This is a genomic window from Mesorhizobium kamtschaticum (assembly GCF_056174585.1).
This window is the reverse complement of sequence record NZ_CM149691.1, coordinates 4,149,628-4,173,176: the sequence shown is the minus strand read 5'-3', so window position 1 is coordinate 4,173,176 and position 23,549 is coordinate 4,149,628. Positions and strand designations below refer to the sequence as shown.

Sequence of the window (23,549 nt, the reverse complement as noted above, 5' to 3'; positions counted from 1 at the left end):
TTCCCGCGCTAGGTCTCACCGATCATCGAAGAGGCATGACATGACCGCTGCAAGAAGACGCGTCTGGTGGGGCGACTACCGGACCACCGAATATGCCTCGATCGATCCGGAGGCGACGATCGCCGTTCTGCCGGTAGCGGCGATCGAGCAGCATGGACCGCATCTGCCTGTGTCGACCGACACCTCGATCATGAACGGCATGCTCGACACCGTGATCGCCCGCCTGCCCGACGATCTCGACATCCGCATCCTGCCGGTCCAGGCCGTCGGCAAGTCGAACGAACATCTGCATGCGCCGGGCACGCTCACTCTGCCGGCAACGACGCTGGTCGAAGCCTGGACCGAACTCGGCGTGTCGATCGCGCGCGCCGGCGTGCGCAAGCTCATCGTCGTCAACTCGCATGGCGGCAATGAAGAGATCATGGGCATCATCACGCGCGAATTGCGCGTGCGCGAAAGATGCTGGCGGTGAAGACCAGCTGGCAGCGCTTTGGCCGCCCAGCCGGCATGTACACCGAGCTCGAGGACCGCCACGGCATCCATGGCGGCGATGCCGAGACGTCGCTGATGCTGCATTTCCGGCCAGACCTTGTCGACATGGCCAAGGCCGACAATTTCGTTTCCAATGTCGCCAAGGCCGAGACGGAATTCGCGCTGCTGCGCCAGACCGGCACCCATGCCTTCGCCTGGATCGCTGGCGATCTCAACCCGAACGGCGTGGTCGGCGACGCCAGCATCGCAACGGCCGAAAAGGGCCGGCTGACAGCGGAATATCAGGCCGACGGCTTCATCAGCCTGCTCAGGGATGTGCGCAAGGCGAAGCTCTCCGAGTGGCTGAAGTAGCCGCCTAGCCACAATCGCGCCTTCGCAAAAAAGACTCCCGCATATGAGATTTTGACAAACTTTGCCAAAATAGATCATACTGGATGGGATATGGAGGCCGATATGGCAACAATGAACGTATCATTGCCTGATCCGATGAAGGATTGGGTTGAGGCGCAAACCGAAACGGGTCGCTACGCAAACGCGAGCGACTATGTGCGCGATTTGATCCGTCGGGATCAGGAGCGAAACGACAACATTGCCGCCATCCAGCGCTTTGTCGATGACGGCTTGAAGAGTGGCATCGGCAATCGATCCAGGGACGCGCTTTTTACTGAGGCGGTCAAACGCGCTGGAAAGTCACCCGGCAACGGGTAATGGGATTTCGCCTTTCTTTAGCCGCGGAAGAGGACATCATCGGTATTGCCGAGCAAGGGGTGCGCCTGTTCGGTGCTGTGCAGGCCAGACAGTATCATGACGAGTTGTTCGCGATCTTCGACCTGATCGCTGCCAGTCCCCGAATGGCACGGGAGCGGCTTGAATTGTCGCCACCGATGCGTATCCATCCCTTCAAGGCCCATCTTGTCGTTTACCGGATCGAAGCCGACGGCGACGTGTTCATTGTCCGGGTACGCCACGGGCACGAAGATTGGGCGAATGAAGGCACTCGATAATAGCCAACAACGATATATGGCGCAGCTAGCTGTCGATCCTCAGCGCGAACGGCGTGCCTTCAAATGCGTCGGCGCCGCGTCCGATCGACTGGATCGCCTCGATCATGCGGCCGTTGCGATCAAGTAGCGCATCGGCCACGGCAATGAGCCGCGGATTGGGCGTTGCCGACGGCGACAGCGCCCGCAATGTCCGCGCCAGCTCGGCCTCGTCGCGTTTCGGCGCCAGTGCGGCGGCGATGATGTAGGCCGAAGCGGTCGAGCGGCTGATGCCGGCATAGCAATGCACCACCATCGGCTTGGCCCGATCCCAGCGGCGGGCGAAATCGAGCAGATTGCGGACATGCTCCTCACCCGGCATGGTCATGCCGTCTTGCGCCACCGCGATATCGTGCATGACCAGATGCAGGTGGTTTTCCCTTGCTATCGAGGCCGGGCGGACCACCTCCGTTCCGGCGGAGAGCAGCGACAATACCCGGTCGGCGCCCGTCCTTGCCACCGTTTCCTCGATCTTCGCCAGCGAGCAGACATGGATCATTTTCTTGAACCCTTTGATCGATCCTCGCGCCGCGTCGCCCATTCGGCAAGGGCGGATTCGAGCCGCAGCCATTCCTCCTGACTCCCCGGCAGACCGGCGCGCAGGACATGCGGCCGGTCGGAGAAATGCCGAAGCAGGATGCCGCGTTCGCCCAGCGCTGAAAACAGGCCGGCGGCATTCGGCAGGCTGAGATAGCGGAACAGAGTGGTACCGCCGGCGACAGGCACGCCGAAATGGCCGAACAGTCCGTCGAGCCGCGCCGCTGCTTCCACCAACGACGCGCGCATCGCGTCCTGCCAGCCAATATCGGCAAGTGCGCGAATGCCATATTCTAGCGATGGGCCGGCGACGGCCCATGGGCCGAACTGCGTTTCCAGCCGCTGGACTGTCGCGGCATCGGACAGCGCAAACCCAAGCCGCAGGCCGGCCAGGCCAAAAAACTTGCCGAACGAGCGCAGCACGACGATACCGCCTTGATCGACATCGCCGGCCAGGCTGTGCTCGCGCGGACCGACATCCATGAACGCCTCGTCGACGACCAGCAGCCCGCCCTTTGCGCGCAGCCCGGCGGCCAGCGCCAGCAACCGGTCGCGCTCGATGACGCGGCCATCGGGATTGTTCGGATTGACGATAACGGCAAGGTCGGCGTCCGCCAGTGCCCCAAAATCGCTGACTTCGGTCACCTCGTGACCGGCAATCGCCGCGGCACGCGCATGTTCGGCATAGGTCGGCCCCAGCACCAATGCCTTGCCGGGTTTGACCAGCGAGGCCACGCGCGGCAGCAGGATCTGCGTGCCGGGCGCCGCGACGACATTGGCTGGCGACGGCGCGCCATAGGTGCCGGCCGCGATTTCTGTCAGCTCGCGCCCGCGCCCGGCTTCCGGCAATCGCGACAGTGAGGTGGCGGGCAGCTCGAAAAGCGGATAGGAGTGCGGATTGATACCAGTCGAGAGGTCGACGAAAGGCAGCACGGCGTTGGGGAAAAGCACCCTCGCTCGGCCAAGACTTCCACCATGGTCCACCGCTCCATCAAGAAGCTTCATGTCAATCCTGATCGCTTTCCTGTCATTGGCCGTCGAATTCGCCCTCGGTTACCCGGACTGGCTGTTCCGCGCCATCGGCCATCCCGTAACGTGGTTCGGCAGGCTGATATCCTTTCTCGATCGCAGGCTCAACCGCGCCACTGATCCCGACGCCCTGCGTCGCCAACGCGGTGTCCAGGCGCTGCTGGTCATCGTGCTCGTGCCGGCGGTGATTGGCCTCTGTGTGCAGCTTGTCCTGCTCTGGTTCGTTCCGTTCGGGCTATTCATCGCCGCCCTTCTGGCAACATCGCTTCTGTCGCAGAAGAGCCTTTACGACCATGTCGAGGCCGTTGCCGATGCGCTCGACAGCGGCGGCCTGGCCATGGGCCGTGTCGCCGTCTCGCGCATCGTCGGACGCGATCCCGAAGCGCTCGACCGCGCCGCCGTCTGCCGTGCCGCGATCGAAAGCCTGGCCGAGAATTTTTCCGACGGCATCGTCGCCCCCGCCTTCTGGACCGGCGTCGGCGGGCTGGCCGGCGGTGCCGCCTACAAGGCCGCCAACACCGCCGATTCGATGATCGGCCATCGCACCCCGCGTCACCAGGCCTTCGGCTGGGCCGCCGCGCGCTTCGACGACTGGATCAACCTGCCGGCGTCGCGGCTGACCGCGCTGCTGATCGTGCTGGCGGCTTTCCTGGTCAGGGATGCCGACCCCCGCAGTGCCTGGCAAGCGGTGGGGCGCGATGCGAGAAAGCACCGCTCCCCCAATGCCGGCTGGCCGGAAGCCGCCATGGCCGGCGCGCTTGGTCTGGCACTGGCCGGGCCGCGCAGCTATGGCGGCATCGTGGTCGACGACGTCTTCATGGGCGAAGGCGGCCGCCGCGACGTCGACAGCGGCGACATCAGGCGGGCGCTGAAACTTTATCGCGTCGCCGATTATTTGCTGATTGCGCTCTTCGGGGTGGTTTCGGTGATCGCGGTTCTGGTGTTCTAGAACTCGATCCCCTGCTGCGCTTTCACGCCTGCCGAAAAATGGTGCTTGGTCACGCCCATCTCGGTGACCAGATCAGCGGCCTCGACCAGCGCCGGCTTGGCGTTGCGGCCGGTGACGACGACATGCAGGCCCTCGCGGCGGGCCTTCAGCGCACCAACCACCTTTTCGAGATCGAGATAATCGTAACGCAGCGCGATGTTGAGCTCGTCGAGCACGACGAGGCTGATCGAGGGATCGGCGATCAACTCCAGCGCCTTGGCCCAGGCAGCTTCCGCCGCCGCGATGTCGCGCTTCAGATCCTGTGTTTCCCAGGTAAAGCCCTCGCCCATCGCGTGCCAGACGACGCGATCGCCGAAGGCGGCAAACGCATCCTTCTCGCCGGTGTGCCACTTGCCCTTGATGAACTGGACGACGCCGACGCGCTTGCCATAGCCGAGCATTCTGAGCGCCAGGCCAAAGGCGGCCGTCGTCTTGCCCTTGCCCGGACCGGTGTTGACGATCAGCAGCCCCTTTTCGACCGTTTTGCTCGCCACCTCGGCGTCCTGCACCGCCTTGCGCTTCGCCATCTTGGCGCGGTGGCGTTCTTCATCCTTATCGTCGATGTCGGTCATCTCATTTCACCTTGAGCGGCAGCCCCGCCACCATCAGCAGCACCGTATCGGCGATCGCCGCGACCTGCTGGTTGAGCCGTCCAGCGGCATCGCGAAAACGGCGCGCCAGGGCATTGTCCGGCACGATGCCTTGGCCGACTTCGTTGGAGACCACGAACCAGGGCCCGCGCGGCCGCGACAGCACGTCCGCCAGCCGCCGGCATTCCAGCTCGAGATCGTGATCGGCCAGCATGTGATTGGTCAGCCACAGCGTCAGGCAGTCGACAAGCACCGGCTGATCGTCTGGCAAGGCCTCAAGCGCGTCGGCAAGATCGAGCGGTGCGTCGATGGTCATCCAGCCCTCACCGCGCCGCGAGCGGTGCAGTGCGATGCGCTCACGCATCTCGTCGTCATAGGCTTCAGCCGTGGCGATATAGGTCCATGGTGACGACAACGCCGTCGCCAGGGTTTCGGCGTGCGCGCTCTTGCCGGAGCGCGCGCCGCCGATGATGAAGGTCAGCGAGCTTCGATCAGGCAAAGCTGTCGCGCAGGCTGGTCGCGGTGCCGGTGAAGCGTCCGCGCACCACGCCGACGACGGCGCCAAGCACCAGCCAGAACACCAGATTGGTCACCGTCACCGCCACCACGAACTGGTGGTGCAGGCCTTCCGGGATCGGCGTTTCGAAGCTGTCGGGCTGCGGCGCGCCGACAATGTGCGGAGCGACGATCAGCGCCACGGCAAGGATGGCCAGCGGCAGCGATTTGCGGAACGCGATCAGGCCGAGCCCGATGGCGGTCGCGATCACGGTCGCCACCCACCAGATCTGGCGCTGCGTCAGGTCGGCCGCCGGCATCGCCGGCAGTTCCGGCGGCAGGCCGAGGCCGGGCGCCAGCGTGAACACGGCAAAGCCGGCCAGGCCCCAGAACACGCCCTGGCGCCAATTGCCGATGCCGCCGGCGAATTCCGAAACCGCGACCAGGATCAGCGCGAAGCCGATGCCGGTGACGACGTTGGAGACGACGTTGAAAGCAAAGCGCTCGAAACCGTCGGCCGGCGCCCAGCCCTCGTCTTCGGCCGGAGCGGCAGCCTCAGCCGGGGCCGGCGCGGCAGTGCTCATGGCGTTCGATGCCGCAGGAGCCGCGGAGCTCATTGCGTTGCCGCTGGCGGCATCGGTCGGTGCCGCGGCGTGTTCATGCTTGTGGCCGCCTTCGGCCTGTTCGTAGACTTCCGCCTTGAGGATCAGCGGCACGGTGGCATAGGCCTGCATGCAGGCGAGGACGACGCCGGCCACGAGCCCAGCGATCGCCGCGATGAACACGACGTTGCGAAACAGATTCATGATGTCAGATCCTCGTCAGTGGCAGGGAAACGCCATCGAATGCCGGTTATCATGACCGGCATTGTGGACCGCATCGATGTGCGAGAAGCCGACAAAGCCGATGATGAAGGTGCCGAGCAGCGCGGCGAGCGCCAGCTGCATGAAGCGCGACTGCGAGGAGACGGAGGCGCCGAGGGAGATGGAAGTGGTAGTCATATCTTGTCCTTTCACCCTCCACCCGAGGGCCTGTCAGTTTTGCCGTCGTCGGCAGGTCTCCTGGCTCGCGGATCAGCGCCCTTCTCCACCTTCCCGAAGACGAATCTTCAGTGGCATATGGAGAGGACTACCGCACACAGTTGCGGGGGCAGCCACGGCATTGGGCAACAAGTCAGCCCGCACCGCATTCCCTCTTGGCTCCAAAACGGAACCGACGACTGTATGACTATAGGGAAAATCACGACACGCGGCAAACCAAATTCCGCCGGCAAACAGCGCGATTGCGCCATGCCGACAAGACAGTTGGTCCTGGGCACGACAATTGACAATTGCACTGGCCGGGTGTCGGCTGGCGTCCTCACAGGAAGCCAGCCATGCAGCCCATTGCCAGCGAGCGCGATCCCTATAACGGCCTGACCCGGGCCGAACCGACGCTGCCCGCATCGGCTTATTGGGATGCGGCAGCCTATCAACGCGACCTTGATGCCATCTGGTACAAAAACTGGCTGCTCGTCTGTCGCGAGGCCGATCTGGCCCAGCCGCTGGCCTTCCGCCGATTCCGCATCGGCACGCAGGACGTCATCGTGCTGCGCGACGACACCGGCGAGCTCCGCGCCTTCCACAACACCTGCCGCCATCGCGGCTCGCAGCTGTGCCAGGAGAGCGAGGGCCGGCTGAAGGCGCGGCTGATCACATGCCCCTACCACGCCTGGTCCTATTCGCTGCGTGGTGACCTCGTGCGCGTACCGTCGAAATCGCTACCGGACGGCTTCGACAAGGCCGACCACCCGCTTTATCGCGTCGCGCTGTCGGTGTGGCGCGGTTTCGTCTTCATCAATCTGCAGCAGGATGCGGCGGGCTTGGCGCAGGAATCCTTCGATCCCGCCTCCGGCAATCTCGGCAACTGGCCGCTGGAAACACTGGTCTCAGGCCATGTGCTGCGCAAGGTGATGAACTGCAACTGGAAGATCTTTTGGGAAAACTTCAACGAGTGCCTGCACTGCCCGGGCGTCCACAAGGATTTGTCGCGGCTGGTGCCGATCTATGGCCGCGGCCTGATGAGCCGGCATGACGATCCCGAATGGACCCGCCACGCCGACAATGACGCGCCGGAGTTTTCCGGCGGCCTGCGCGCCGGCGCCGAAACCTGGTCACGCGATGGCCAGACGCATGGGCCGGTCTTCTCAGGCCTGACACCGGCCGAACGTGCCGCCGGCCAGACCTACGCCACCAGCCTGCCGTCGATGTTCATAGTCGGCCATGTCGATTATGTCAGGACCGTTCGGCTGGTACCGCTCGGCCCCGAACAGACGGAGCTTGTCGCCGAATGGCTGTTCGCGCCCGAGGCGCTCGCCGCGACCGACATCGACAACATCGTCGCCTTCGGCACACAGGTGCTGGAAGAGGATGCGGCGATCTGCGAGGTCAACCAGAAGGGCCTGCGCTCGATGCGCCACGAAGCCGGCGTGCTGATGCCGGAGGAATATGACCTGCACCGTTTCCACAATTGGGTGCGCGAGCGCCACGCGGCGCTTTCGCCGTGATCCTCACAAAGACTTCGGCAGATACCGCCACGTCACAAAGCCGCATACAGCGGCCAGCAGGCTGAGCGTGATGAACACCGAGCCCAGTCCGAAGAAGATCAGCACGACGGAATAGACCAGCGGCGGCGTCAGCTCGGAAAAGTCGAGATAGGTGCGGTAGACCGCCGCCATCTGCGCCCGCTCATAGGAGCGCACCGAGCGCATGAAGGCGGTCGAGCCCAGCGCGTCGAGCGCTATGGTGAAGAACGCGCCACCAAGCAGGAAAGCGCCGGTCAGCAACGGTGCGGTCGCTCCCACCGTGCCCGCCGCCAGCAGCATTGCCGACATGGCGAAATAGGCAAAGGTCATGGTCTTGCGTCCGCCAAAGCGTTTTCCCGCCTTGCCCCAGAAGATCGCCATGAACAGCAGCGCATTGCCGGCCGAGACCAGCAGGCCGCCGGCCAGTTCGCCCTCGCCGGTGATGACCATGAACAGCGGTCCATAGACGAAGAATGTCGACCAGAAGCAGGACCGGCCGAAGGCGATCAACCAGGCGAGCCTCAGCCTCGGCTGCGCAATGAAGCGGCCGATATTGGCGAGCGGGTTGGCCGGCCGGGTCTTGCCGGACCGGATCGACTGGTTGTCGCCCAGCCGATAGGTCCAGAACAGCGCCAGCAGGGCCAGCGCGAACACCGCCACCGCGCCATGCGCGGCATAGATGCCGAAGCGTGTGTAGAGGAAGATGCCGAGCGTCGGCCCGCCGGTCCAGGCGAACATCGACCATGCCATGCGCAGCGATTCGGCCTGCATGAAGTCGGTCTTGCGGATGTGGTCCATGATGTAGAGGTTGAGCGTGATCGACAGCGCGCTGGCGCCCATGACGCGGCACAGCATGCCGGCCAGCTGCCCGGCAAGCGTGTGGGTGACGAAGAACAGCGAGCCGATGGCGAGCAGGCAGGCGCCTGCCGTGTAGACCCAGCGCCGGGCAAAACGGCGGATCAGCATCGGCATGAACAAGGTCACCGACAGGCCGAGCAGCGCCACGATGGTGTAGAGGATCGAGACGATCTGCTCGTTGTGGAGGATTTCGTAGGCCTGGATCGGGATGACGCTCGAAACCGTGGCGCGGGCGAAGGATTCGACCGCGTAGAGTGAAGCGAAGGTGCGCGCATCCGCGGCCTTGAGGGCCGGGAGCCAGATCGGATGGCGCACATGGGTGGACATTGCTTCCCCAAAGCAGAATCGCCGGTCAAATCTGCCGTGGTCGATCCCGGGCGATTAAGAGGAAACCGACGCGTAACCGGCAAAAAGCGAAACCGGTCAATGGCTTCCCGGCTCTGGCCCAAAGCGTCGCTCGATCCCGGTGCCTGCATCGCCGTGCTCCCGGCCTTCTTCTGTCCCGCCCAACCGTGATAGTCCTCAGGCGGGGCTGAATCAGATCGCGAGACCATGACCATCGACACGCCGACCGCACCCGTTCCGGAGCCATCCAGGCGCATCGTCGCCATCGATATCGTGCGCGGCATCGCGCTGCTGGCCATGGCGAGCTATCATTTCACCTGGGATCTGGAATTCTTCGGCTACACCGATCCCGGCCTCACCGCCTTCGGCTGGTGGAAGATCTTACGCACGCTGCATCGCCTCGACCTTCCTGTTCCTGGTCGGCGTCAGCCTGTACCTGGCGCACGGCCAGCAGATCCGCTGGAACGGTTTTTGGAAGCGTTTCGCCATGGTTGCCGGTGCGGCGATCGCCATTTCGGTGGTCACCCGCATCGCCACGCCGGACGGCTTCATCTTCTTCGGCATACTGCACGAGATCGCGCTCGCCAGCCTGCTCGGCCTCGCCTTCCTGCGGCTGCCGGCCCTGCTGACGCTTGTCGTCGCCGCGCTCGTCATCGCCGCGCCCATCTATCTGCGCTTCGAGGCCCTGGACCACCCCTGGCTGTGGTGGATCGGCCTGTCGGCGATCAATCCGCGCTCCAACGACTATGTGCCGCTGTTTCCATGGTTCGGCGCGGTGCTTGTCGGCATCGGGGTGGCGAAACTCGCTTCCGCCGCCGGTATACGAGCGCGGCTGGCGAGACTAGCGCCCGGCCGCTGGGCCAATCCGCTGCTCTTCATCGGCCGCCATAGCCTCGCTTTCTACCTGATCCACCAGCCGCTGCTGATCGGCTGCGTCTGGCTGTTTTCGCAGGTCATGCCTGCCCAGGTCGAAACCCCACAGGTCAATTTCCTGAAAACCTGCCAGCGCTCATGCGAGCAGACGCGCAACGCAACCTTCTGCACCAGCTATTGCAGTTGCATGCTGACGACGATCGAGGGCGAGGCCACGCTTGATCGGCTCGAGAACAACGACCAGAGTGCGGAATTCCGGGCGCATCTGGGCGATCTGGCCGGCAGTTGCACGGCCCAGACTGAAGACAAGATGGACGAGGGAGGAACGCAATGACCGAAACCCAGCCGAAGCCCGGGGTGATCCCATGGCCGCCGGTGATCTACACTGCGGCGATCGCCATCAGCATCATCCTCGGTATGTTCTATCCCCTGCCCTGGATCGGCGACCTTCTGGGCGACCTGCTGTTCGCCGCCGGCTGGGTGGCGCTGTTCGGCGTCGCGGCACTCTGGTTCACCGCCATCCGCACCATGATGCGGGCCAAGACCACGCTCAACCCCAACGCGGTGCCCGACCACCTCGTCACCACGGGCCCCTTCGGCATCACCCGCAACCCGATGTATCTCGCCAACACGCTGCTGTTGATCGGCGTCGCCTTTGTCTCGGGGATCGTCTGGTTCCTGCCGCTGGCGTTCATCGCCGCATTCGCCACGCAGAAGGTCGCGATCGAGGGCGAGGAAAAGATCCTGGCGGCGAAATTCGGCAAGAAATACCGCGACTACGCCAAAAGGGTTCGGCGCTGGATTTGAGCAGCGCTACGTGTTGACACCGAGCTCCACCAGCCGCTCGACGCAGGATTCCTCGGCCTGGTCGAGTTCGGCGAGCGTCTCCTCGAGGTCGCGGCGCTTTTGCCGCAAATCCTCGCGCTTTTCCTCGATACGCTTGATCATCAGCTTGAGTTGACCGACCTCGCCGGGCGGCTCCTTGTACATCTGGATGATTTCGCGGATCTCGTTGATCGAGAAGCCGAGCCTTTTGCCGCGCATGATCTGCCGGATGAGATGGCGGTCGGACGGGCGAAACAGCCGCGTGCGGCCACGCCGCACCGGTTGCACCAGCCCCTCGTCCTCATAGAAGCGCAGCGTCCGCGTCGACACGTCGAATTCGCGGGTCAGCTCAGTGATCGAATAATATTCCCGCATTGTCACTCCCGCATGCCGGAATCCCTGGCGATCGCCATGCGGCGTCGCCTTCTGTCCCGAACCAAACCCTTGCCACGCCGGAATCGATGCAGCGCCCCGCGCGAGCCTCGCACGGCATTTACGTAAAAGTCAATTGAGGGACGCTTGTACCTTCACGGCACGGCGAACCACCAGGTGGCAAGGCCGAGGAAGGCGAAGAAGCCGACGACATCGGTGACCGTCGTGACGAATACCGCCGAAGCCACCGCCGGATCGATCTTGAACCGGTCGAGCAGCAGCGGGATCAGGATGCCGGCAAGTGCGGCGACGAACATGTTGATGATCATCGCCGCCGCGATGATGCCGCCGAGATTGCGATCGTGGAACCAGGCCGCCGCGACGATACCGATCAGGATGGCGAAGATGATGCCGTTGATGAAGCCGACGCCCATTTCGCGGCGGATGATGCGGCCGGCATTGTAGATGTCGAGATCCCTGGTCGCCAGCGCCCGCACGGTGACGGTCATGGTCTGCGAGCCGGCATTGCCGCCCATGCCGGCGACGATCGGCATCAGCACGGCAAGCGCCACGATATGCTCGATCGTGCGGTCGAACAGACTGATCACCGACGCCGCCAGGAATGCCGTCAAGAGATTGATCAGCAGCCAGGGAACGCGCGAGCGCGAGGTCGAAAAAATACTGTCGGAAAGTTCTTCGTCGCCGACGCCGCCCATGCGCAGCAGATCTTCCTCGGCCTCCTGCTGGATGACGTCGACGACATCGTCGATGGTCAGCACGCCGACAAGGTGCTCGTTCTCGTCGACGACGGCGGCCGAAAGCAGATCGTACTGCTCAAACTCCCGCGCGGCCTCTTCCTGGTCCATCGTCGCCGGAATGGCATGCCGCGTCTCATGCATGATCTCTCCGACCTTGACCGTGCGCTTGGTGCGCAGGATCTGGTCGAGATCGATGGCGCCGAGCAGCTTGAAGGTCGGGTCGATGACGAAGATCTGGCTGAAGCGCTCGGGCAGGTTCTTGTCCTCTCGCATATAGTCGATAGTCTGGCCGATGGTCCAGAACGGCGGCACCGCGACGAACTCCGTCTGCATGCGCCGCCCAGCGGTCTCTTCGGGATAGTCGAGCGAGCGGCGCAGCCTGATCCGCTCGGTGAACGGCAGTTGCGACAGGATCTCGTCCTGGTCTTCCTTTTCGAGGTCTTCGAGAATGTAGACGGCGTCGTCGGAATCAAGTGCCTGCACCGCCTGCGCGATCTGCGCATTGGGCAGATGATCGACGATCTCCATGCGGATCGCCTCGTCGACCTCGGTCAGCGCGGAAAAGTCGAAATCGGCGCCCAGCAGCTCGACCAGGGTCCGCCGCTGCTCGGGATGCAGCGCCTCGATCAGGTCGCCGAGTTCCGACTGGTGCAGATGGTCGACTTCATGCTTGAGGGCCGACGTATCGCGGTCGGCGATCGCGGCCCCGATCTGGGCAAGGAAGGACGACCGGACCGCACCGTCCTCGCCATAGATGTCGGCGTGGATTTCTTCAGCCACCCTGGCGGAGGTCGTCTGCTTGTCCTCCACCAGCGCCTCCCGCCATCCCGGAAAAAATTGTGTCTCAGGTCTAGAGCATCGGACCTCAAAGCGGAAACCGGTTTCGCGGAAATCCGATGCATCTCGCGTGCAGACGCGATTCGATTTGAGAACTTATCGCTCTAAGGCACGGAATATCAAACGAAACGCCTATTCCACGCCACGCGGCGGGCGTATCGCGGATGCAGACCTGGCAATACCAATCCCATCAAAAACCAGCGAACCCCAGCTTCAGACGGCGCGACAGCCGATGTCGCTGGGGAAAGAGCACCCCAGCGCGATTGGGGCAGAATTGTCATGATACGGGTCCAGGTCTGAAACTTGGCCTCAGAGTTGCGGCACAATCCGCCCAGGACAAAAACGGCCCTTGAACAGCAAGCCCGGGAAAACGAGCAAGGCAATTGGCGACCGGCGCATGCGCATTGTCGTTGCCGAGCGCAATCCGTTCGTCATATCGGCGCTGCGCGAGATGCTCGAATGCGACGGCCGTTTCGAATTGCTGAGCACCGTGCAGAGCGGCAAGCAATTCCTGGATCTGGCTGACAAGGGCGGTTTCGACGTCGCAATCATCGGCTGGAAGCTCGCCGACATGGACGGCGCCGATGTGCTGGCCGAGGTCCAGAGCCGCAAGCTCGATGTACGCATCACCGTCTTTTCCAACGACCATGACATCGGCATCCTGAAGCAATGCGTGCGGCTCGGCGCCCAGGGCTACTGTTTCCAGTTCGACGACCCGGCCATCATCTTCGACACGATCCTGGCCGTCGCGCATGGCCGCATCTGCATCCCCTACATCGACATCAACAAGGTCAACGACACGCCTTTGGCGCAGCTGACGGTGCGCGAGCGCGAGCTGCTGGCGGTGCTTTCCGACGGCTGGACCAATCTGCAGATCGCGACGCGGACCGGCATTTCCGAGAACACGGTGAAATACCACCTCAAGAATCTCTACGACAAGCTCGACGTCCGCAACCGGGCGATGGCCGTCGCGCTCTATTCGCGCGAGAGGCGTACCCAGAAGCAGCCTTTCGGGTAGGCCAAGCTTGTACCCAGCCGGGTAGGCCTGCCGGGTAGTCCGAACCCACCCGCGCGCGGCGAGATATTACCCGCTGAGGTGTTGTTGGCTTTAGCCGTCGAAACGAAACTCCCCACCACCGCTTTGCTGGATCAGGAGGAGTTCGCATCATGGCCGGTTTCACCCATCTCTTCATTCCGGGGCCGACCAACATCCCCGAACAGGTCCGGCAGGCGATGAACCTGCCGATGGAGGACATGCGCGCCGCGTCCTTCCCCGATCTCACGCTGCCGCTGTTCGAGGACATCAAAAAGGTTTTCAAGAACGAGACCGGCCGCGTCTTCATCTACCCATCCTCCGGCACCGGCGCCTGGGAAGCGGCGATGACCAATGTGCTCAGCCCCGGCGACCGCGTGCTGATGTCGCGCTTCGGCCAGTTCTCGCATCTGTGGGTCGACATGGCCGAGCGCCTCGGCTTCGAGGTCGATGTGATCGACTGCGAATGGGGCACCGGCGTGCCGCTCGAGCTCTATGCCGAGCGGCTCAAGGCGGACAAGACGCATCGCATCAAGGCCATCTTCTGCACGCAGAATGAGACGGCGACCGGCGTGACCAGCGACGTCGCCGGCTGCCGCGCCGCGCTTGACGACGCAAACCACCCTGCCCTGCTCTTCGTCGACGGCGTCTCGTCGATCGGTTCGATCGATTTCAGGCAGGAGGAATGGGGCGTCGACTGCGCCGTCAGCGGCTCGCAGAAGGGCTTCATGCTGCCCGCCGGCCTCGGCTTCCTCTCGGTCAGCAAGAAGGCGCTCGTCGCTTCAAGGACTGCCACCCACCGGCGCTGCTTCTTCTCCTTCGAGGACATGATCCGCGCCAACGATGCCGGCTATTTCCCTTATACGCCGGCGACGCAGCTGCTGCGCGGCCTGCGCGCCTCGCTCGACCTGATCGCCGACGAAGGGTTGGAGAACATCTTTGCCCGCCATCATCGCCTCGCCGAAGGCGTACGCAAGGCGGTCGACGCCTGGGGGCTGAAACTTTGCGCCAGGGCGCCGAAATGGCATTCCGATACGGTCAGCGCCATCCTGGTGCCGGAAGGCATCGACAGCGGCGACGTCGTCAAGCGCGCCTACCAGACCTACCGGACGTCGCTCGGCGGCGGCCTCAACAAGGTGTTCGGCAAGGTCTTCCGCATCGGCCATCTCGGCTGGCTGAACGAGGTTATGGTGCTGGCCTCGCTGTCGGCGGCCGAAATGGCGCTGCTCGATTGCGGCGTGCGGCTGGCGCCGGGCTCCGGCGTCGGTGCCGCCATCCAGCATTTCCGCGCCTCGGCCGCCGTGCCGGTCGCCGAAGCCGCCTGAGGGAGCCGACGATGAGCCACACCATCAACCACCTGAAGAAACTCAGGCTGCAGCGCAGCGAGCTGGCGGTTCCCGGCTCCAGCCCGGAGATGATCGACAAGGCGGCGAACAGCGCCGCCGACTTCGTCTTCCTCGACATCGAGGACGCGGTCGCCCCGCCCGACAAGGAACGCGCCCGCAAGAACATCATCCAGGGGCTCAACGACATCGACTGGCGCGCCAAGGGCAAGACCGTGTCGGTACGCATCAACGGCCTGGATACCCATTACATGTACCGCGATGTGGTCGACGTCATGGAGCAGGCCGGCGACCGGCTGGACACCATCCTGGTGCCGAAAGTCGGCGTGCCGGCCGACCTCTATATGGTCGAGGCCATGGTCAACCAGATCGAGATGGCCAAGGGTTTCAAGACCCGTGTCGGCCTCGAAGCGCTGATCGAGACGGCGCTCGGCATGGCCAATGTCGAGGCGATTGCCGCGACGCCCGGACGGCTGGAGGCCATGCATTTCGGCGTCGCCGACTATGCGGCGAGCTGCAAGGCGCGCACCGTCAACATTGGCGGCCTCAACCCCGACTATCCCGGCGACCAGTGGCATTTCGCTTTGTCGCGCATGACCGTCGCCTGCCGCGCCTATGGCCTGCGCGCCATTGACGGGCCGTTCGGCGACTTCTCCGATCCGGAGGGCTACATCGCCGGCGCCAAGCGCGCCGCAGCCCTTGGCATCGAAGGCAAATGGGCGATCCACCCTTCGCAGATCGCGCTCGCCAACGACGTCTTCTCGCCGCCGGAAAAGGAAGTCACCCGCGCCAAGCGTATTCTTGAAGTGCTCAGGGAAGCCGAGGCGCAGGGCAAGGGAGCGGCAGCGCTCGACGGCAAGATGATCGACGCCGCGTCGGAGCGCATGGCGAGGAATGTGCTGGTGGTCAACGAAGCCATCGAACGCGCCGGCCAACTTGGCTAACGAGCCGCACGCCGCGCACTGACGGATTTTGGGAGGACAAAAATGGACATCCACGAATATCAGGCCAAGGAACTGCTGGCACGGCACGGCGTGCATGTGCCGCGCGGCGGGCTGGCCTACAGCCCCGAACAGGCGACTTATCGGGCGCGCGAGATCGGCGGCGGCAAATGGGTGCTGAAGGCGCAGGTTCATTCCGGCGCCCGCGGCAAGGCCGGCGGCATAAAATTGTGCGCCAATGACGAGGAGATTTCGAGTGCCGCCGAGGCCATGCTCGGCCGCAAGCTGGTGACCCAGCAGACCGGTCCGCGCGGCAAGCTGATCTCCAGGCTCTATCTCGAGGAAGCCGTCGACATCGCGCAGGAGCTCTATGTCGGCTTCGTCCTCGACCGCAAGGAAGAGCGCGTCATGATCGTGGCTTCGGCCGCCGGCGGCATGGAGATCGAGGACATCGTCGAGAAGGCGCCCGATTCCATCCTGCGCACATCGGTCGATCCCGGCGTCGGCATGCAGCGCTTCCAGGCCCGCGAGATTGCCTTCGGGCTCGGCCTCGACCACGATTTGATCGGCAAGGCGACCGAAACCATCTTCAGCTGCTACCAGGTGTTCCGCGACTACGACGCCTCGATGCTGGAGATCAATCCGCTGGTGGTGACCCGCGACGGAAGCCTGATCGCGCTCGACGCCAAAATGTCGTTCGACGAGAACGCGCTTTTTCGCAGGCCGGAAATTTCCGAGCTGCGCGACAAGAGCCAGGAAGACCCGCGCGAAACCTTCGCCAGCGACCGCGGCCTCTCCTATGTCGGCCTCGACGGCAATATCGGCTGCATCATCAACGGCGCCGGTTTGGCCATGGCCACCATGGACATGATCAAGATCGCCGGCGGCGAGCCGGCCAATTTCCTCGACATTGGCGGCGGCGCCTCGCCCGAACGGGTGGCGAAATCCTTCCGCGCCGTGCTCGGCGACAAGAATGTCGAGACCATCCTGGTCAACATCTTCGCCGGCATCAACCGCTGCGACTGGGTCGCGGAGGGCGTCATCAAGGCAATACGCGAGGTCGGCGTCAACGTGCCGCTGGTGGTCCGGCTCTCCGGCACCAAAGCCGAGGAAGGCCGCCGCATCCTAGCCGATTCCGGCGAGGCGGTGATCGTCGCCGACACGCTGGCCGAAGCCGCCGAAAAAGCCGTCGCTGCATGGCGCGCGGCCGCCAAGAAAAAAGCAGCCTGAGGGAGGTCGAAAAAATGGCAATCCTGCTCAATCGCAGCACCCGCGTCATCGTCCAGGGCTTTACCGGCAAGATCGGCAGCTTCCATGCCGAGGACATGAAGCGTTACGGCACCAAGCTGGTCGGCGGCGTCACCCCCGGCAAGGGCGGCCAGACGCATCTCGGCCTGCCGGTCTTCAACACGGTCAAGGGCGCGGTGCGTGAGACCCGCGCCGAGGCCAGCATCGTCTTCGTGCCGCCACCCTTCGCCGCCGATTCGATCATGGAGGCAGCGGATGCGGGCATAAAACTCTGCGTCTGCATCACCGACGGCATCCCGTCGCAGGACATGATGCAGGTCAAGCGCTACATGCGCCGCTACCGCTTCGAGGACCGCATGCGGCTCGTCGGACCGAACTGCGCCGGCATGATTACCCCCGGACAGGCGCTGATGGGCATCATGCCCGGCAGCATCTACCTGCCCGGCCGCATCGGCATCGTCGGGCGCTCCGGCACGCTCGGCTATGAGGCCGCCTCGCAGATGAAGGCGCTGGGCATCGGTGTGTCGACCAGCGTCGGCATTGGCGGCGACCCGATCAACGGCTCGTCCTTCAAGGACATTCTAAAACTGTTCGAACAGGATGACGAGACCGACGCCGTGGTGATGATCGGCGAGATCGGCGGACCGCAGGAAGCCGAAGCAGCGATCTGGGCGCGCGATAATATGCGCAAGCCTTTGATCGCCTACATCGCCGGCCTTTCCGCCCCAAAAGGCCGCCGCATGGGCCACGCCGGCGCCATCATCTCGGCCTTCGGCGAGTCGGCGCAGGAGAAGGTCGAAATCCTGAAAGAGGCCGGCGTGATCATCGTGCCGACGCCATCGTCGTTTGGCGAGGTCGTGGCGGACACGCTGGCGCGGATGAAGAAGGCGGCTTGATCTCCGCTGTCAGGCGGCTGTTGCGGAAACATCAAGCGGCGGCGCGGTCGGCATGACCCGCCGCCAGTGCCGTTGGGAAATCGAATTCAGGAATTTGCGTACACGCCGGACTAGCAAACCGACGCCCCGCCATTTCAGAGCGCGCTCGTACAGGCGACAACATCAGACCAAGATTGCGCAACAAAACTTAACATCACTTCACGCATGCAGCCACTTTCACCTGAAATAGTCCGAGCATCAGGGGCTCTTACTGCCTCGCTGCTCTGGAGCATGCATGTTCAAAATGGTTTCTGGGACCTTCGCCGGCCGGGCCTCCCTCGCGGCGATGGCAATCCTGTTTTCAACGCATTCGGGGATCGTGCTGGCGGCGGACGCAATTGCCGTCGATACGGATGCCGATACTGGGGATTTGACCCCGCCGCCCGAGCCTTCCCGTTTCGGGCGCTTCGAACAGAAACTGGGCGACTGGCATGTCGTCCTTGGCGGTGGCGCCATCATCGCTCCCAAATATGAGGGCAGCAACGAGTTCAAGGTCATGCCGGTGCCTTTCGTGTCGGCGACATTCCTCGACACCGTGACGTCGCCGACAGCCCTGTTGTCGTCGACAAGGTCCAGCCCTCGGGGATGCTCCTTGTCGGATATCGGTTTTAATGCCCACACATCCAGCAATGCAGGCTGCGGCAGACTCTGGCCGGATCGATTTGAACGCCGAGTTCAAATCGGCGAGGCAAGGGTCGCGTATCCTCATTGTCGAAGACGATATCGAGATCGCGCGCATGCTGGGCGAGACGCTCACCGAAAACGGCATGATCGTGGAAGTCGCCGGCAACGGCGTCCGCATGAACGCCGCGCTTCGCAACCAGAAATTCGATCTGATCGTGCTCGATATCATGCTGCCGGGTGAAAACGGCCTCAGCATCTGCCGCCGGCTTCGCGCGCAAACGAACGTTCCGATCCTGATGCTGACAGCACTTGGCGAGGAAATCGACCGCATCTTCGGACTGGAGATCGGCGCCGACGACTACGTGACGAAACCGTTCAGCGCGCGCGAACTGACGGCAAGGATACGGGCGTTGCTGCGCCGCACGGCCCCCAACGAACGGGACCGGACAAAGGTGCTTTGCTTCAACGGCTGGCGCCTCGATCCCGTTCGCCGACAATTGCACGATCCGAGCAATGCGCGGGTTGCGACCACGACGCATGAATTCGATCTGTTGCTGGCGTTCTGCCGCAATGCGGGCCGGGTTCTGTCGCGCGAGGAACTTCTCAGCGTAACCCATGCCGGACTTGCCGGCCCGATCGAGCGCAGCGTCGATGTCCATGTCAGCCGAATCCGCCAGAAGATCGAAAAGGACGCGCGCGACCCGGTGCTTCTAAGGACCGTTCGGCTGGGTGGCTACATTTTCACCGCGACGGTGGAGGAAGCGTGAAGGATCTGGTCCGCCGATTCCTGCCCCAGTCGGTGCGTGGGCAGTTCGCGGCAATCATTTTCATCGCGGTGATTGTGATCATGTCCGTCGGATCGGTCGTCGAAGGTTGGATAGAGAATGTCGACCTTCCCGTTGTGGAAGATAGCGAAAGCCGGGCTGCCATTGTCGCTGCCTTGTTGCGCGAAACACCAACTGAAGCGCGCAGTGCCATTCTGGCAACGGCGATGCGAGCTGGCCTTGATTTCAAGATCCTGCCCAGGGAACAGATCCGCAATATTCCCTATTCCTATCTGCAATGGCGAAGCATCGAATGGCTCTTCCGAATCGACGGCGGGACGGTTGATGGACACTGGACAAGGATCGGCGGCCAACACGCGTTTGTCGTCGATCTGGACCAGCAGAGCGTCCTGGCGCATTTCGGCATGCCCGATTCCTGGCTGACGTCAGGTTTCGTGCGTGCCTCGTTCTACAGATTCATGGCTTTCGTCGCCTTGCCCATCCTGATCTGGCTGTTTGCGGTATGGGCCGTGACGGACCCGTTGAAGCGCATCTCGGCGGCAGTGGGAGAGGCCGAGATCGAGAATGGCAACGAGCTTTTCGCCGAACATGGCTCCATCGAAATGGTCGGCCTGACGCGCGCGCTGAACAGGATGCGAGCGCGTATCCGCACGATGATCGAAAACCGCACGCGCATGTTGCGCAGCGTCAGTCATGATCTGCGCACGCCGTTGACACGGCTGCGGCTTCACGCCGAGCGCATGGAGGATGGGCCTGTTCGAACCGCCCTGCTGTCCGATGTCCAGCATATCGAAGATCTGATCGACGAGACCCTGACCTATCTGCGCAACGATGTCTCGACGGAGAAGCTGCAGCGGGCCGACATTGCCAGCGTGCTGCAAACCGTCTGTGCCGAATTCTCCGATGTCGGGTTTTCGGTTTCCTATTCCGGACCGGACAGGCTTCTGGGCTGGTGCAAGCCCAACGCGCTGGCGCGCGCGATCACCAATTTGTGCGATAACGGGGTCAAATTCGCCGGCAACGTCACCGTCGCATTGACGCAGACCGACACGGCGGCGCGCATCGCGGTCGGCGACGATGGGCCGGGCATTTTGATGACGGCGCGCTCCCGCGTTTTCGAACCCTTCTTCAAGGAGGACATGTCACGCGGCGTTGCCTCGAAGCACGGCTTTGGTCTCGGCCTTTCAATCGTAGCGGACATCATCCAGGGCCACGGCGGCAAGATCGAATTGCACGACAACCAGCCAACCGGCCTCGTCGTGACCGTCGATCTGCCGAATGGACCAAGGGTCCAGCCTTTGTAGGACGGCCAGCGCCGTGCTCGGGGTCTGATGATCGCCAGATTGCCGGAGGTGATTTCACGGCGTCCGAAGGCTTGCTTCAGGAAATATTGGTGCGGTCGAGAAGACTCGAACTTCCACGGGTTGCCCCACAGCGACCTCAACGCTGCGCGTCTACCAATTCCGCCACGACCGCACGTGGTAGGAGCCGGAACCGACCGGCTCGCGGCGTGTAGCAAATCGTTTCCGGCGAAACAAGTGCGCGGCACGCAATAATCTCAAGCGATTGGCATAACGGTCCACAGGATTGGAATGAAGGGCCGGAACTGGACGTTTTGGACGATTGACGCCATATGGAAGGCGTTGCATGTCGCCCAAAAATGCAAGGCGGTTTTGGGACCACGACATGCATGAGCAAAAAGCGACACGTCATGCCAGAACGCAGCCAGATTGCCACGTCGTTCCTGCCCCTGCCCGGTTCAGCGCCGGTCGAATGGCGCATCGAGCCTGGCCTCACCGCCTATCCCGATGCGCTCGCCTTCATGGAGGCGCGTGCCGAGGCGATCCGCAGCGGCGCCGCCGGCGAAATGGTCTGGCTGGTCGAACATCCCCCGCTCTACACCGCCGGCACCAGCGCCCGCATCGAGGACCTGATCGATCCCGACCGCTTTCCGGTCTTTCGGCCGGCCGTGGCGGCGAATACACCTACCATGGGCCCGGCCAGCGGGTTGCCTATGTCATGCTTGACCTGAAGCGGCGGCGTGAAGACGTGCGCGCTTTCGTCGCCGCACTCGAACAGTGGATCATCGGCACGCTCGCCGCCTTCAACGTCCATGGTGAGCGCCGCGAGGACCGTGTCGGCGTGTGGGTGGTGCGGCCCGATCGCCCTACGCTGCTGGACGGCTCGCCGGCGGAGGACAAGATCGCGGCGATCGGCATCCGGCTGCGGCGCTGGGTAAGCTTTCACGGCATCGCCATCAATGTCGAACCGGAGCTCGAGCATTTCGGCGGCATTGTGCCCTGCGGCGTGCAGGACCACGGCGTCACCAGCCTCGTCGATCTCGGTCTTCCCGTCGGCATGGCCGACCTTGATCTGGCGCTGAAATCAGCCTTCGAGGACGTGTTCGGTCCTGCCACTGCCTTGACCGCCGAAGCAGTCCGCAAGGCCGGTTGACCCTTTCGGACTCAACACGAGCTCAAAGCAGTTGCGCCGACGCCCACAACACGCCGCAGCCATGAATGGTGAACACCGCCAGCAGCGCGCCGGCGATGGCGAAGCGGTCAACGGTGCGGATCGGCTCCAACTCGTGGCGAGGCTTCACGCCGCTGCCGACAGTGAGCAGGCTGAGGATCGAAAAGACCGCCCCCGCCACGATTAGAAAGCCGGACGAGAAGCCTGCCTGTCGGCCAAGTGCCAGGAAGACGGAAAGCAGGAAGAACGAGGCCAGCGCCAGCGCGATCGGCCCGGGCAGATCTGGCGCAGCACTTGGCCGCCGTCGAACTTCCACACCGGCACCAGATTGGCGATGTTGAACAGGGCCGCGCAGCCTGCCAGCGCCGCCAGCAGCGCGGCCGCGGCCTTGTGCCCCTCGCCGCCCGCAAACGCACTGGCGGCAATGACGATCGGCACCAGGAAGGCGGAGAAACCCGCCCCCATCAGCGCCACGAACGCCACCTCGAAACGGCTGTTATAGGGCCGGCCGCCAATGGCGATGCCGCCAAGCAGTGGAATGAAGATCATTCGGGCCTTGCGGTGGCCCATCAGCCGGAACGCCGCCATGTGGCCGAGCTCGTGCAAGGCCACGACCGACGTCAGGATGGCGGCCAGCGCCAGCCCGCCGAGATGGAGACCGAAGAACGGCCACAGGATCAACGCCGACAGCACGGCAAAGCCGACCTGGCTCAGCGGATGCTCGAACCAGCCGCCCTTGCGATATTGCCCGGTTACCGCCCAACGCTGCAGCTTGGACAGCTCGCGGCGTATGGCGAAGTACCGAAACACCAGAAAGGCAGCGCCGCGGTAACGATCCGTCTGGCTGAGCGTCACCCGCGTGCCGCTGGCTTCGGAAACAAGTTCGGCGGTTTCGCGATAGTCTTTCCAGAACGAGACATCGAGCGCCGTATCCTCGAGGACGCGCATGGCGAAGCGACTGCCCTCGACGACGTCTTCAAACCGCGCCCTGCGCTCGATCGGCTTGCCGTCGCGGCCTTCCCACGACAGCATGATGCGGGACACCCCCTCACCGTCCAGCGGCTCAGCCGACAGGATCTCGCCGGACCAGCCGGCATCGCTGCCAAGCGGCCACAGCGCCTGCCAGAGGCGCTGGCGGTCCGTCGCAATCACGCGGCTGACCCTGACCGTGCGCAAACCAAGCGGCACGGTCATCAAGAGAAAGATCAGCCCGAGATTGCTGGCCACCAGAATGGCCGTGACGATGGGCGACACCTGGACGTTGCTCCTGCCTTGGAGACGCACCCTAGCGCCGCGGCGGCAAGAAAGACTTAACGGCGAAGCGGGTTTCAACCGCAGGGAACGACGGCGGCAAGAGCCGCCAAATCACATGGCGCCGATCCAGATCGCCATGGAAACGAGAAACGCACTCATGCAAACCAGCGAGATGACATCCTGAACCAGATCGGTCATAACTCTCTCCTGTTGTTGATATGTTCGCAATTTGTTCTAATTTTGTTTCAAAGTCAACGAGCAGAATCCGCCCGCGGCCGGAATCTTCGAGCGATCAAATCGGCAGGGTTAAGA

Annotated in this window: 23 protein-coding genes, 1 tRNA gene, 3 pseudogenes and 1 riboswitch; of the genes and pseudogenes, 15 read left to right on the top strand and 12 right to left on the bottom strand. The window is 63.5% G+C overall.

Annotation, left to right across the window (positions count from 1 at the left end):
- Positions 1 to 40 precede the first annotated feature (40 nt).
- The 3 genes and pseudogenes from AC0V7N_RS20595 (at position 41) to AC0V7N_RS20585 (ending at position 1,496) form a co-directional block, all read left to right on the top strand.
- Positions 41 to 843, top strand: a pseudogene (locus tag AC0V7N_RS20595) (creatininase family protein).
- Positions 844 to 945: 102 nt separating this feature from the next.
- A complete protein-coding gene (locus tag AC0V7N_RS20590; protein WP_475450263.1) occupies positions 946 to 1,200 on the top strand; it encodes a type II toxin-antitoxin system ParD family antitoxin in 255 nt (84 codons plus the stop codon).
- The gene (locus tag AC0V7N_RS20585; protein WP_475450262.1) at positions 1,200 to 1,496 is read left to right on the top strand and encodes a type II toxin-antitoxin system RelE/ParE family toxin; all 297 of its coding nucleotides are present in this window, start codon (positions 1,200 to 1,202) and stop codon (positions 1,494 to 1,496) included. The genes AC0V7N_RS20590 and AC0V7N_RS20585 overlap by 1 nt, the downstream gene beginning before the upstream one ends.
- 25 nt (positions 1,497 to 1,521) lie before the next feature.
- On the opposite strand, the gene AC0V7N_RS20580 is transcribed toward AC0V7N_RS20585, so the two are convergent.
- Positions 1,522 to 2,031: a tyrosine phosphatase family protein gene (locus AC0V7N_RS20580; RefSeq protein WP_475450261.1), complete on the bottom strand. Its 510-nt coding sequence runs from the start codon at positions 2,029 to 2,031 to the stop codon at positions 1,522 to 1,524.
- Positions 2,028 to 3,074, bottom strand: coding sequence for a threonine-phosphate decarboxylase CobD (gene cobD / locus AC0V7N_RS20575; protein WP_475450260.1), 1,047 nt, complete (start codon positions 3,072 to 3,074; stop codon positions 2,028 to 2,030). Before cobD ends, AC0V7N_RS20580 begins: the two co-directional genes overlap by 4 nt.
- On the opposite strand from cobD, the gene cbiB reads away from it, so the two are divergent.
- Positions 3,073 to 4,047: an adenosylcobinamide-phosphate synthase CbiB gene (gene cbiB / locus AC0V7N_RS20570; RefSeq protein ID WP_475450259.1), complete on the top strand. Its 975-nt coding sequence runs from the start codon at positions 3,073 to 3,075 to the stop codon at positions 4,045 to 4,047. The two genes, cobD and cbiB, sit on opposite strands and share 2 nt — an antisense overlap.
- Here cbiB and cobO read toward each other — a convergent pair.
- The 4 genes from cobO to AC0V7N_RS20550 are packed head-to-tail and all read right to left on the bottom strand — an operon-like array spanning position 4,044 to position 6,172.
- The gene (gene cobO, locus AC0V7N_RS20565; protein WP_475450258.1) at positions 4,044 to 4,658 is read right to left on the bottom strand and encodes a cob(I)yrinic acid a,c-diamide adenosyltransferase; all 615 of its coding nucleotides are present in this window, start codon (positions 4,656 to 4,658) and stop codon (positions 4,044 to 4,046) included. The genes cbiB and cobO overlap by 4 nt on opposite strands.
- Before the next feature lies 1 nt (position 4,659).
- Positions 4,660 to 5,175 (bottom strand): bifunctional adenosylcobinamide kinase/adenosylcobinamide-phosphate guanylyltransferase, encoded by a 516-nt coding sequence (gene cobU / locus AC0V7N_RS20560; protein WP_475450257.1) that lies wholly within the window; start codon positions 5,173 to 5,175, stop codon positions 4,660 to 4,662.
- Entirely contained in the window at positions 5,168 to 5,977 is an 810-nt protein-coding gene (locus AC0V7N_RS20555; RefSeq protein WP_475450256.1) for a CbtA family protein, read from the bottom strand. Before AC0V7N_RS20555 ends, cobU begins: the two co-directional genes overlap by 8 nt.
- 15 nt (positions 5,978 to 5,992) lie before the next feature.
- On the bottom strand, positions 5,993 to 6,172 hold the full coding sequence (locus AC0V7N_RS20550; protein WP_475450255.1) for a CbtB domain-containing protein: 180 nt from the start codon (positions 6,170 to 6,172) through the stop codon (positions 5,993 to 5,995).
- A gap of 33 nt (positions 6,173 to 6,205) precedes the next feature.
- A riboswitch (cobalamin riboswitch) is annotated at positions 6,206 to 6,403 on the bottom strand.
- Positions 6,404 to 6,546: 143 nt separating this feature from the next.
- On the opposite strand from AC0V7N_RS20550, the gene AC0V7N_RS20545 reads away from it, so the two are divergent.
- Positions 6,547 to 7,716, top strand: coding sequence for an aromatic ring-hydroxylating oxygenase subunit alpha (locus AC0V7N_RS20545; protein WP_475450254.1), 1,170 nt, complete (start codon positions 6,547 to 6,549; stop codon positions 7,714 to 7,716).
- A 3-nt stretch (positions 7,717 to 7,719) separates the two neighbouring features.
- Here AC0V7N_RS20545 and AC0V7N_RS20540 read toward each other — a convergent pair whose 3' ends face one another.
- A complete protein-coding gene (locus AC0V7N_RS20540; RefSeq protein ID WP_496627214.1) occupies positions 7,720 to 8,919 on the bottom strand; it encodes an MFS transporter in 1,200 nt (399 codons plus the stop codon).
- A gap of 225 nt (positions 8,920 to 9,144) precedes the next feature.
- Here AC0V7N_RS20540 and AC0V7N_RS20535 point away from each other — a divergent pair.
- Together AC0V7N_RS20535 and AC0V7N_RS20530 are read left to right on the top strand one after the other, a co-directional pair.
- A pseudogene (locus AC0V7N_RS20535) lies at positions 9,145 to 10,144 on the top strand (heparan-alpha-glucosaminide N-acetyltransferase).
- Positions 10,141 to 10,617, top strand: a complete 477-nt coding sequence (locus tag AC0V7N_RS20530) for a methyltransferase family protein (RefSeq protein WP_475450252.1) — start codon at positions 10,141 to 10,143, stop codon at positions 10,615 to 10,617. The pseudogene AC0V7N_RS20535 and the gene AC0V7N_RS20530 overlap by 4 nt, the downstream one beginning before the upstream one ends.
- Before the next feature lie 6 nt (positions 10,618 to 10,623).
- On the opposite strand, the gene AC0V7N_RS20525 is transcribed toward AC0V7N_RS20530, so the two are convergent.
- Together AC0V7N_RS20525 and mgtE are read right to left on the bottom strand one after the other, a co-directional pair.
- Positions 10,624 to 11,010: a MerR family transcriptional regulator gene (locus tag AC0V7N_RS20525; RefSeq protein ID WP_006203215.1), complete on the bottom strand. Its 387-nt coding sequence runs from the start codon at positions 11,008 to 11,010 to the stop codon at positions 10,624 to 10,626.
- A gap of 152 nt (positions 11,011 to 11,162) precedes the next feature.
- Entirely contained in the window at positions 11,163 to 12,575 is a 1,413-nt protein-coding gene (mgtE, locus tag AC0V7N_RS20520; RefSeq protein WP_475450251.1) for a magnesium transporter, read from the bottom strand.
- A 424-nt stretch (positions 12,576 to 12,999) separates the two neighbouring features.
- On the opposite strand from mgtE, the gene AC0V7N_RS20515 reads away from it, so the two are divergent.
- The 7 genes from AC0V7N_RS20515 (at position 13,000) to AC0V7N_RS20485 (ending at position 20,815) form a co-directional block, all read left to right on the top strand.
- A complete protein-coding gene (locus AC0V7N_RS20515; protein WP_027044923.1) occupies positions 13,000 to 13,620 on the top strand; it encodes a response regulator transcription factor in 621 nt (206 codons plus the stop codon).
- A 149-nt stretch (positions 13,621 to 13,769) separates the two neighbouring features.
- Positions 13,770 to 14,960: an aminotransferase class V-fold PLP-dependent enzyme gene (locus tag AC0V7N_RS20510; protein WP_475450250.1), complete on the top strand. Its 1,191-nt coding sequence runs from the start codon at positions 13,770 to 13,772 to the stop codon at positions 14,958 to 14,960.
- 11 nt (positions 14,961 to 14,971) lie between these two features.
- Positions 14,972 to 15,922 (top strand): HpcH/HpaI aldolase/citrate lyase family protein, encoded by a 951-nt coding sequence (locus AC0V7N_RS20505; protein WP_475450249.1) that lies wholly within the window; start codon positions 14,972 to 14,974, stop codon positions 15,920 to 15,922.
- A gap of 42 nt (positions 15,923 to 15,964) precedes the next feature.
- The gene (locus AC0V7N_RS20500) at positions 15,965 to 17,149 is read left to right on the top strand and encodes a malate--CoA ligase subunit beta (protein ID WP_473461855.1); all 1,185 of its coding nucleotides are present in this window, start codon (positions 15,965 to 15,967) and stop codon (positions 17,147 to 17,149) included.
- Positions 17,150 to 17,163: 14 nt separating this feature from the next.
- A complete protein-coding gene (sucD, locus tag AC0V7N_RS20495; RefSeq protein ID WP_140701761.1) occupies positions 17,164 to 18,063 on the top strand; it encodes a succinate--CoA ligase subunit alpha in 900 nt (299 codons plus the stop codon).
- Between the two features lie 668 nt (positions 18,064 to 18,731).
- Complete coding sequence (locus AC0V7N_RS20490) at positions 18,732 to 19,493, top strand: response regulator (RefSeq protein ID WP_475460415.1); 762 nt, start codon at positions 18,732 to 18,734, stop codon at positions 19,491 to 19,493.
- Positions 19,490 to 20,815, top strand: coding sequence for a sensor histidine kinase (locus AC0V7N_RS20485; protein ID WP_475450248.1), 1,326 nt, complete (start codon positions 19,490 to 19,492; stop codon positions 20,813 to 20,815). Before AC0V7N_RS20490 ends, AC0V7N_RS20485 begins: the two co-directional genes overlap by 4 nt.
- Positions 20,816 to 20,902: 87 nt before the next feature.
- Here AC0V7N_RS20485 and AC0V7N_RS20480 read toward each other — a convergent pair.
- A tRNA-Leu gene (locus AC0V7N_RS20480) sits at positions 20,903 to 20,987 on the bottom strand.
- Between the two features lie 235 nt (positions 20,988 to 21,222).
- Between AC0V7N_RS20480 and lipB the strand changes: the two are divergent.
- A pseudogene (gene lipB / locus AC0V7N_RS20475) lies at positions 21,223 to 21,965 on the top strand (lipoyl(octanoyl) transferase LipB).
- 22 nt (positions 21,966 to 21,987) lie between these two features.
- On the opposite strand, the gene AC0V7N_RS20470 reads toward lipB, so the two are convergent.
- A complete protein-coding gene (locus AC0V7N_RS20470; RefSeq protein ID WP_475450247.1) occupies positions 21,988 to 22,164 on the bottom strand; it encodes a hypothetical protein in 177 nt (58 codons plus the stop codon).
- A 2-nt stretch (positions 22,165 to 22,166) separates the two neighbouring features.
- On the bottom strand, positions 22,167 to 23,237 hold the full coding sequence (locus AC0V7N_RS20465) for a site-2 protease family protein (protein ID WP_475450246.1): 1,071 nt from the start codon (positions 23,235 to 23,237) through the stop codon (positions 22,167 to 22,169).
- Positions 23,238 to 23,549: the final 312 nt, after the last annotated feature.

Coding starts and splice junctions, on each gene's coding strand:
- AC0V7N_RS20550 (WP_475450255.1), bottom strand. CDS start 6,172: ATGACTACCACTTCCATCTCCCTCGGCGCCTCCGTCTCCTCGCAGTCG.
- AC0V7N_RS20555 (WP_475450256.1), bottom strand. CDS start 5,977: ATGAATCTGTTTCGCAACGTCGTGTTCATCGCGGCGATCGCTGGGCTC.
- sucD (WP_140701761.1), top strand. CDS start 17,164: ATGGCAATCCTGCTCAATCGCAGCACCCGCGTCATCGTCCAGGGCTTT.
- AC0V7N_RS20490 (WP_475460415.1), top strand. CDS start 18,732: ATGCAGGCTGCGGCAGACTCTGGCCGGATCGATTTGAACGCCGAGTTC.
- AC0V7N_RS20510 (WP_475450250.1), top strand. CDS start 13,770: ATGGCCGGTTTCACCCATCTCTTCATTCCGGGGCCGACCAACATCCCC.
- AC0V7N_RS20525 (WP_006203215.1), bottom strand. CDS start 11,010: ATGCGGGAATATTATTCGATCACTGAGCTGACCCGCGAATTCGACGTG.
- cbiB (WP_475450259.1), top strand. CDS start 3,073: ATGTCAATCCTGATCGCTTTCCTGTCATTGGCCGTCGAATTCGCCCTC.
- AC0V7N_RS20580 (WP_475450261.1), bottom strand. CDS start 2,031: ATGATCCATGTCTGCTCGCTGGCGAAGATCGAGGAAACGGTGGCAAGG.
- AC0V7N_RS20530 (WP_475450252.1), top strand. CDS start 10,141: ATGACCGAAACCCAGCCGAAGCCCGGGGTGATCCCATGGCCGCCGGTG.
- AC0V7N_RS20500 (WP_473461855.1), top strand. CDS start 15,965: ATGGACATCCACGAATATCAGGCCAAGGAACTGCTGGCACGGCACGGC.
- AC0V7N_RS20545 (WP_475450254.1), top strand. CDS start 6,547: ATGCAGCCCATTGCCAGCGAGCGCGATCCCTATAACGGCCTGACCCGG.
- cobD (WP_475450260.1), bottom strand. CDS start 3,074: ATGAAGCTTCTTGATGGAGCGGTGGACCATGGTGGAAGTCTTGGCCGA.
- AC0V7N_RS20590 (WP_475450263.1), top strand. CDS start 946: ATGGCAACAATGAACGTATCATTGCCTGATCCGATGAAGGATTGGGTT.
- AC0V7N_RS20540 (WP_496627214.1), bottom strand. CDS start 8,919: ATGTCCACCCATGTGCGCCATCCGATCTGGCTCCCGGCCCTCAAGGCC.
- AC0V7N_RS20585 (WP_475450262.1), top strand. CDS start 1,200: ATGGGATTTCGCCTTTCTTTAGCCGCGGAAGAGGACATCATCGGTATT.
- cobO (WP_475450258.1), bottom strand. CDS start 4,658: ATGACCGACATCGACGATAAGGATGAAGAACGCCACCGCGCCAAGATG.
- AC0V7N_RS20505 (WP_475450249.1), top strand. CDS start 14,972: ATGAGCCACACCATCAACCACCTGAAGAAACTCAGGCTGCAGCGCAGC.
- AC0V7N_RS20515 (WP_027044923.1), top strand. CDS start 13,000: ATGCGCATTGTCGTTGCCGAGCGCAATCCGTTCGTCATATCGGCGCTG.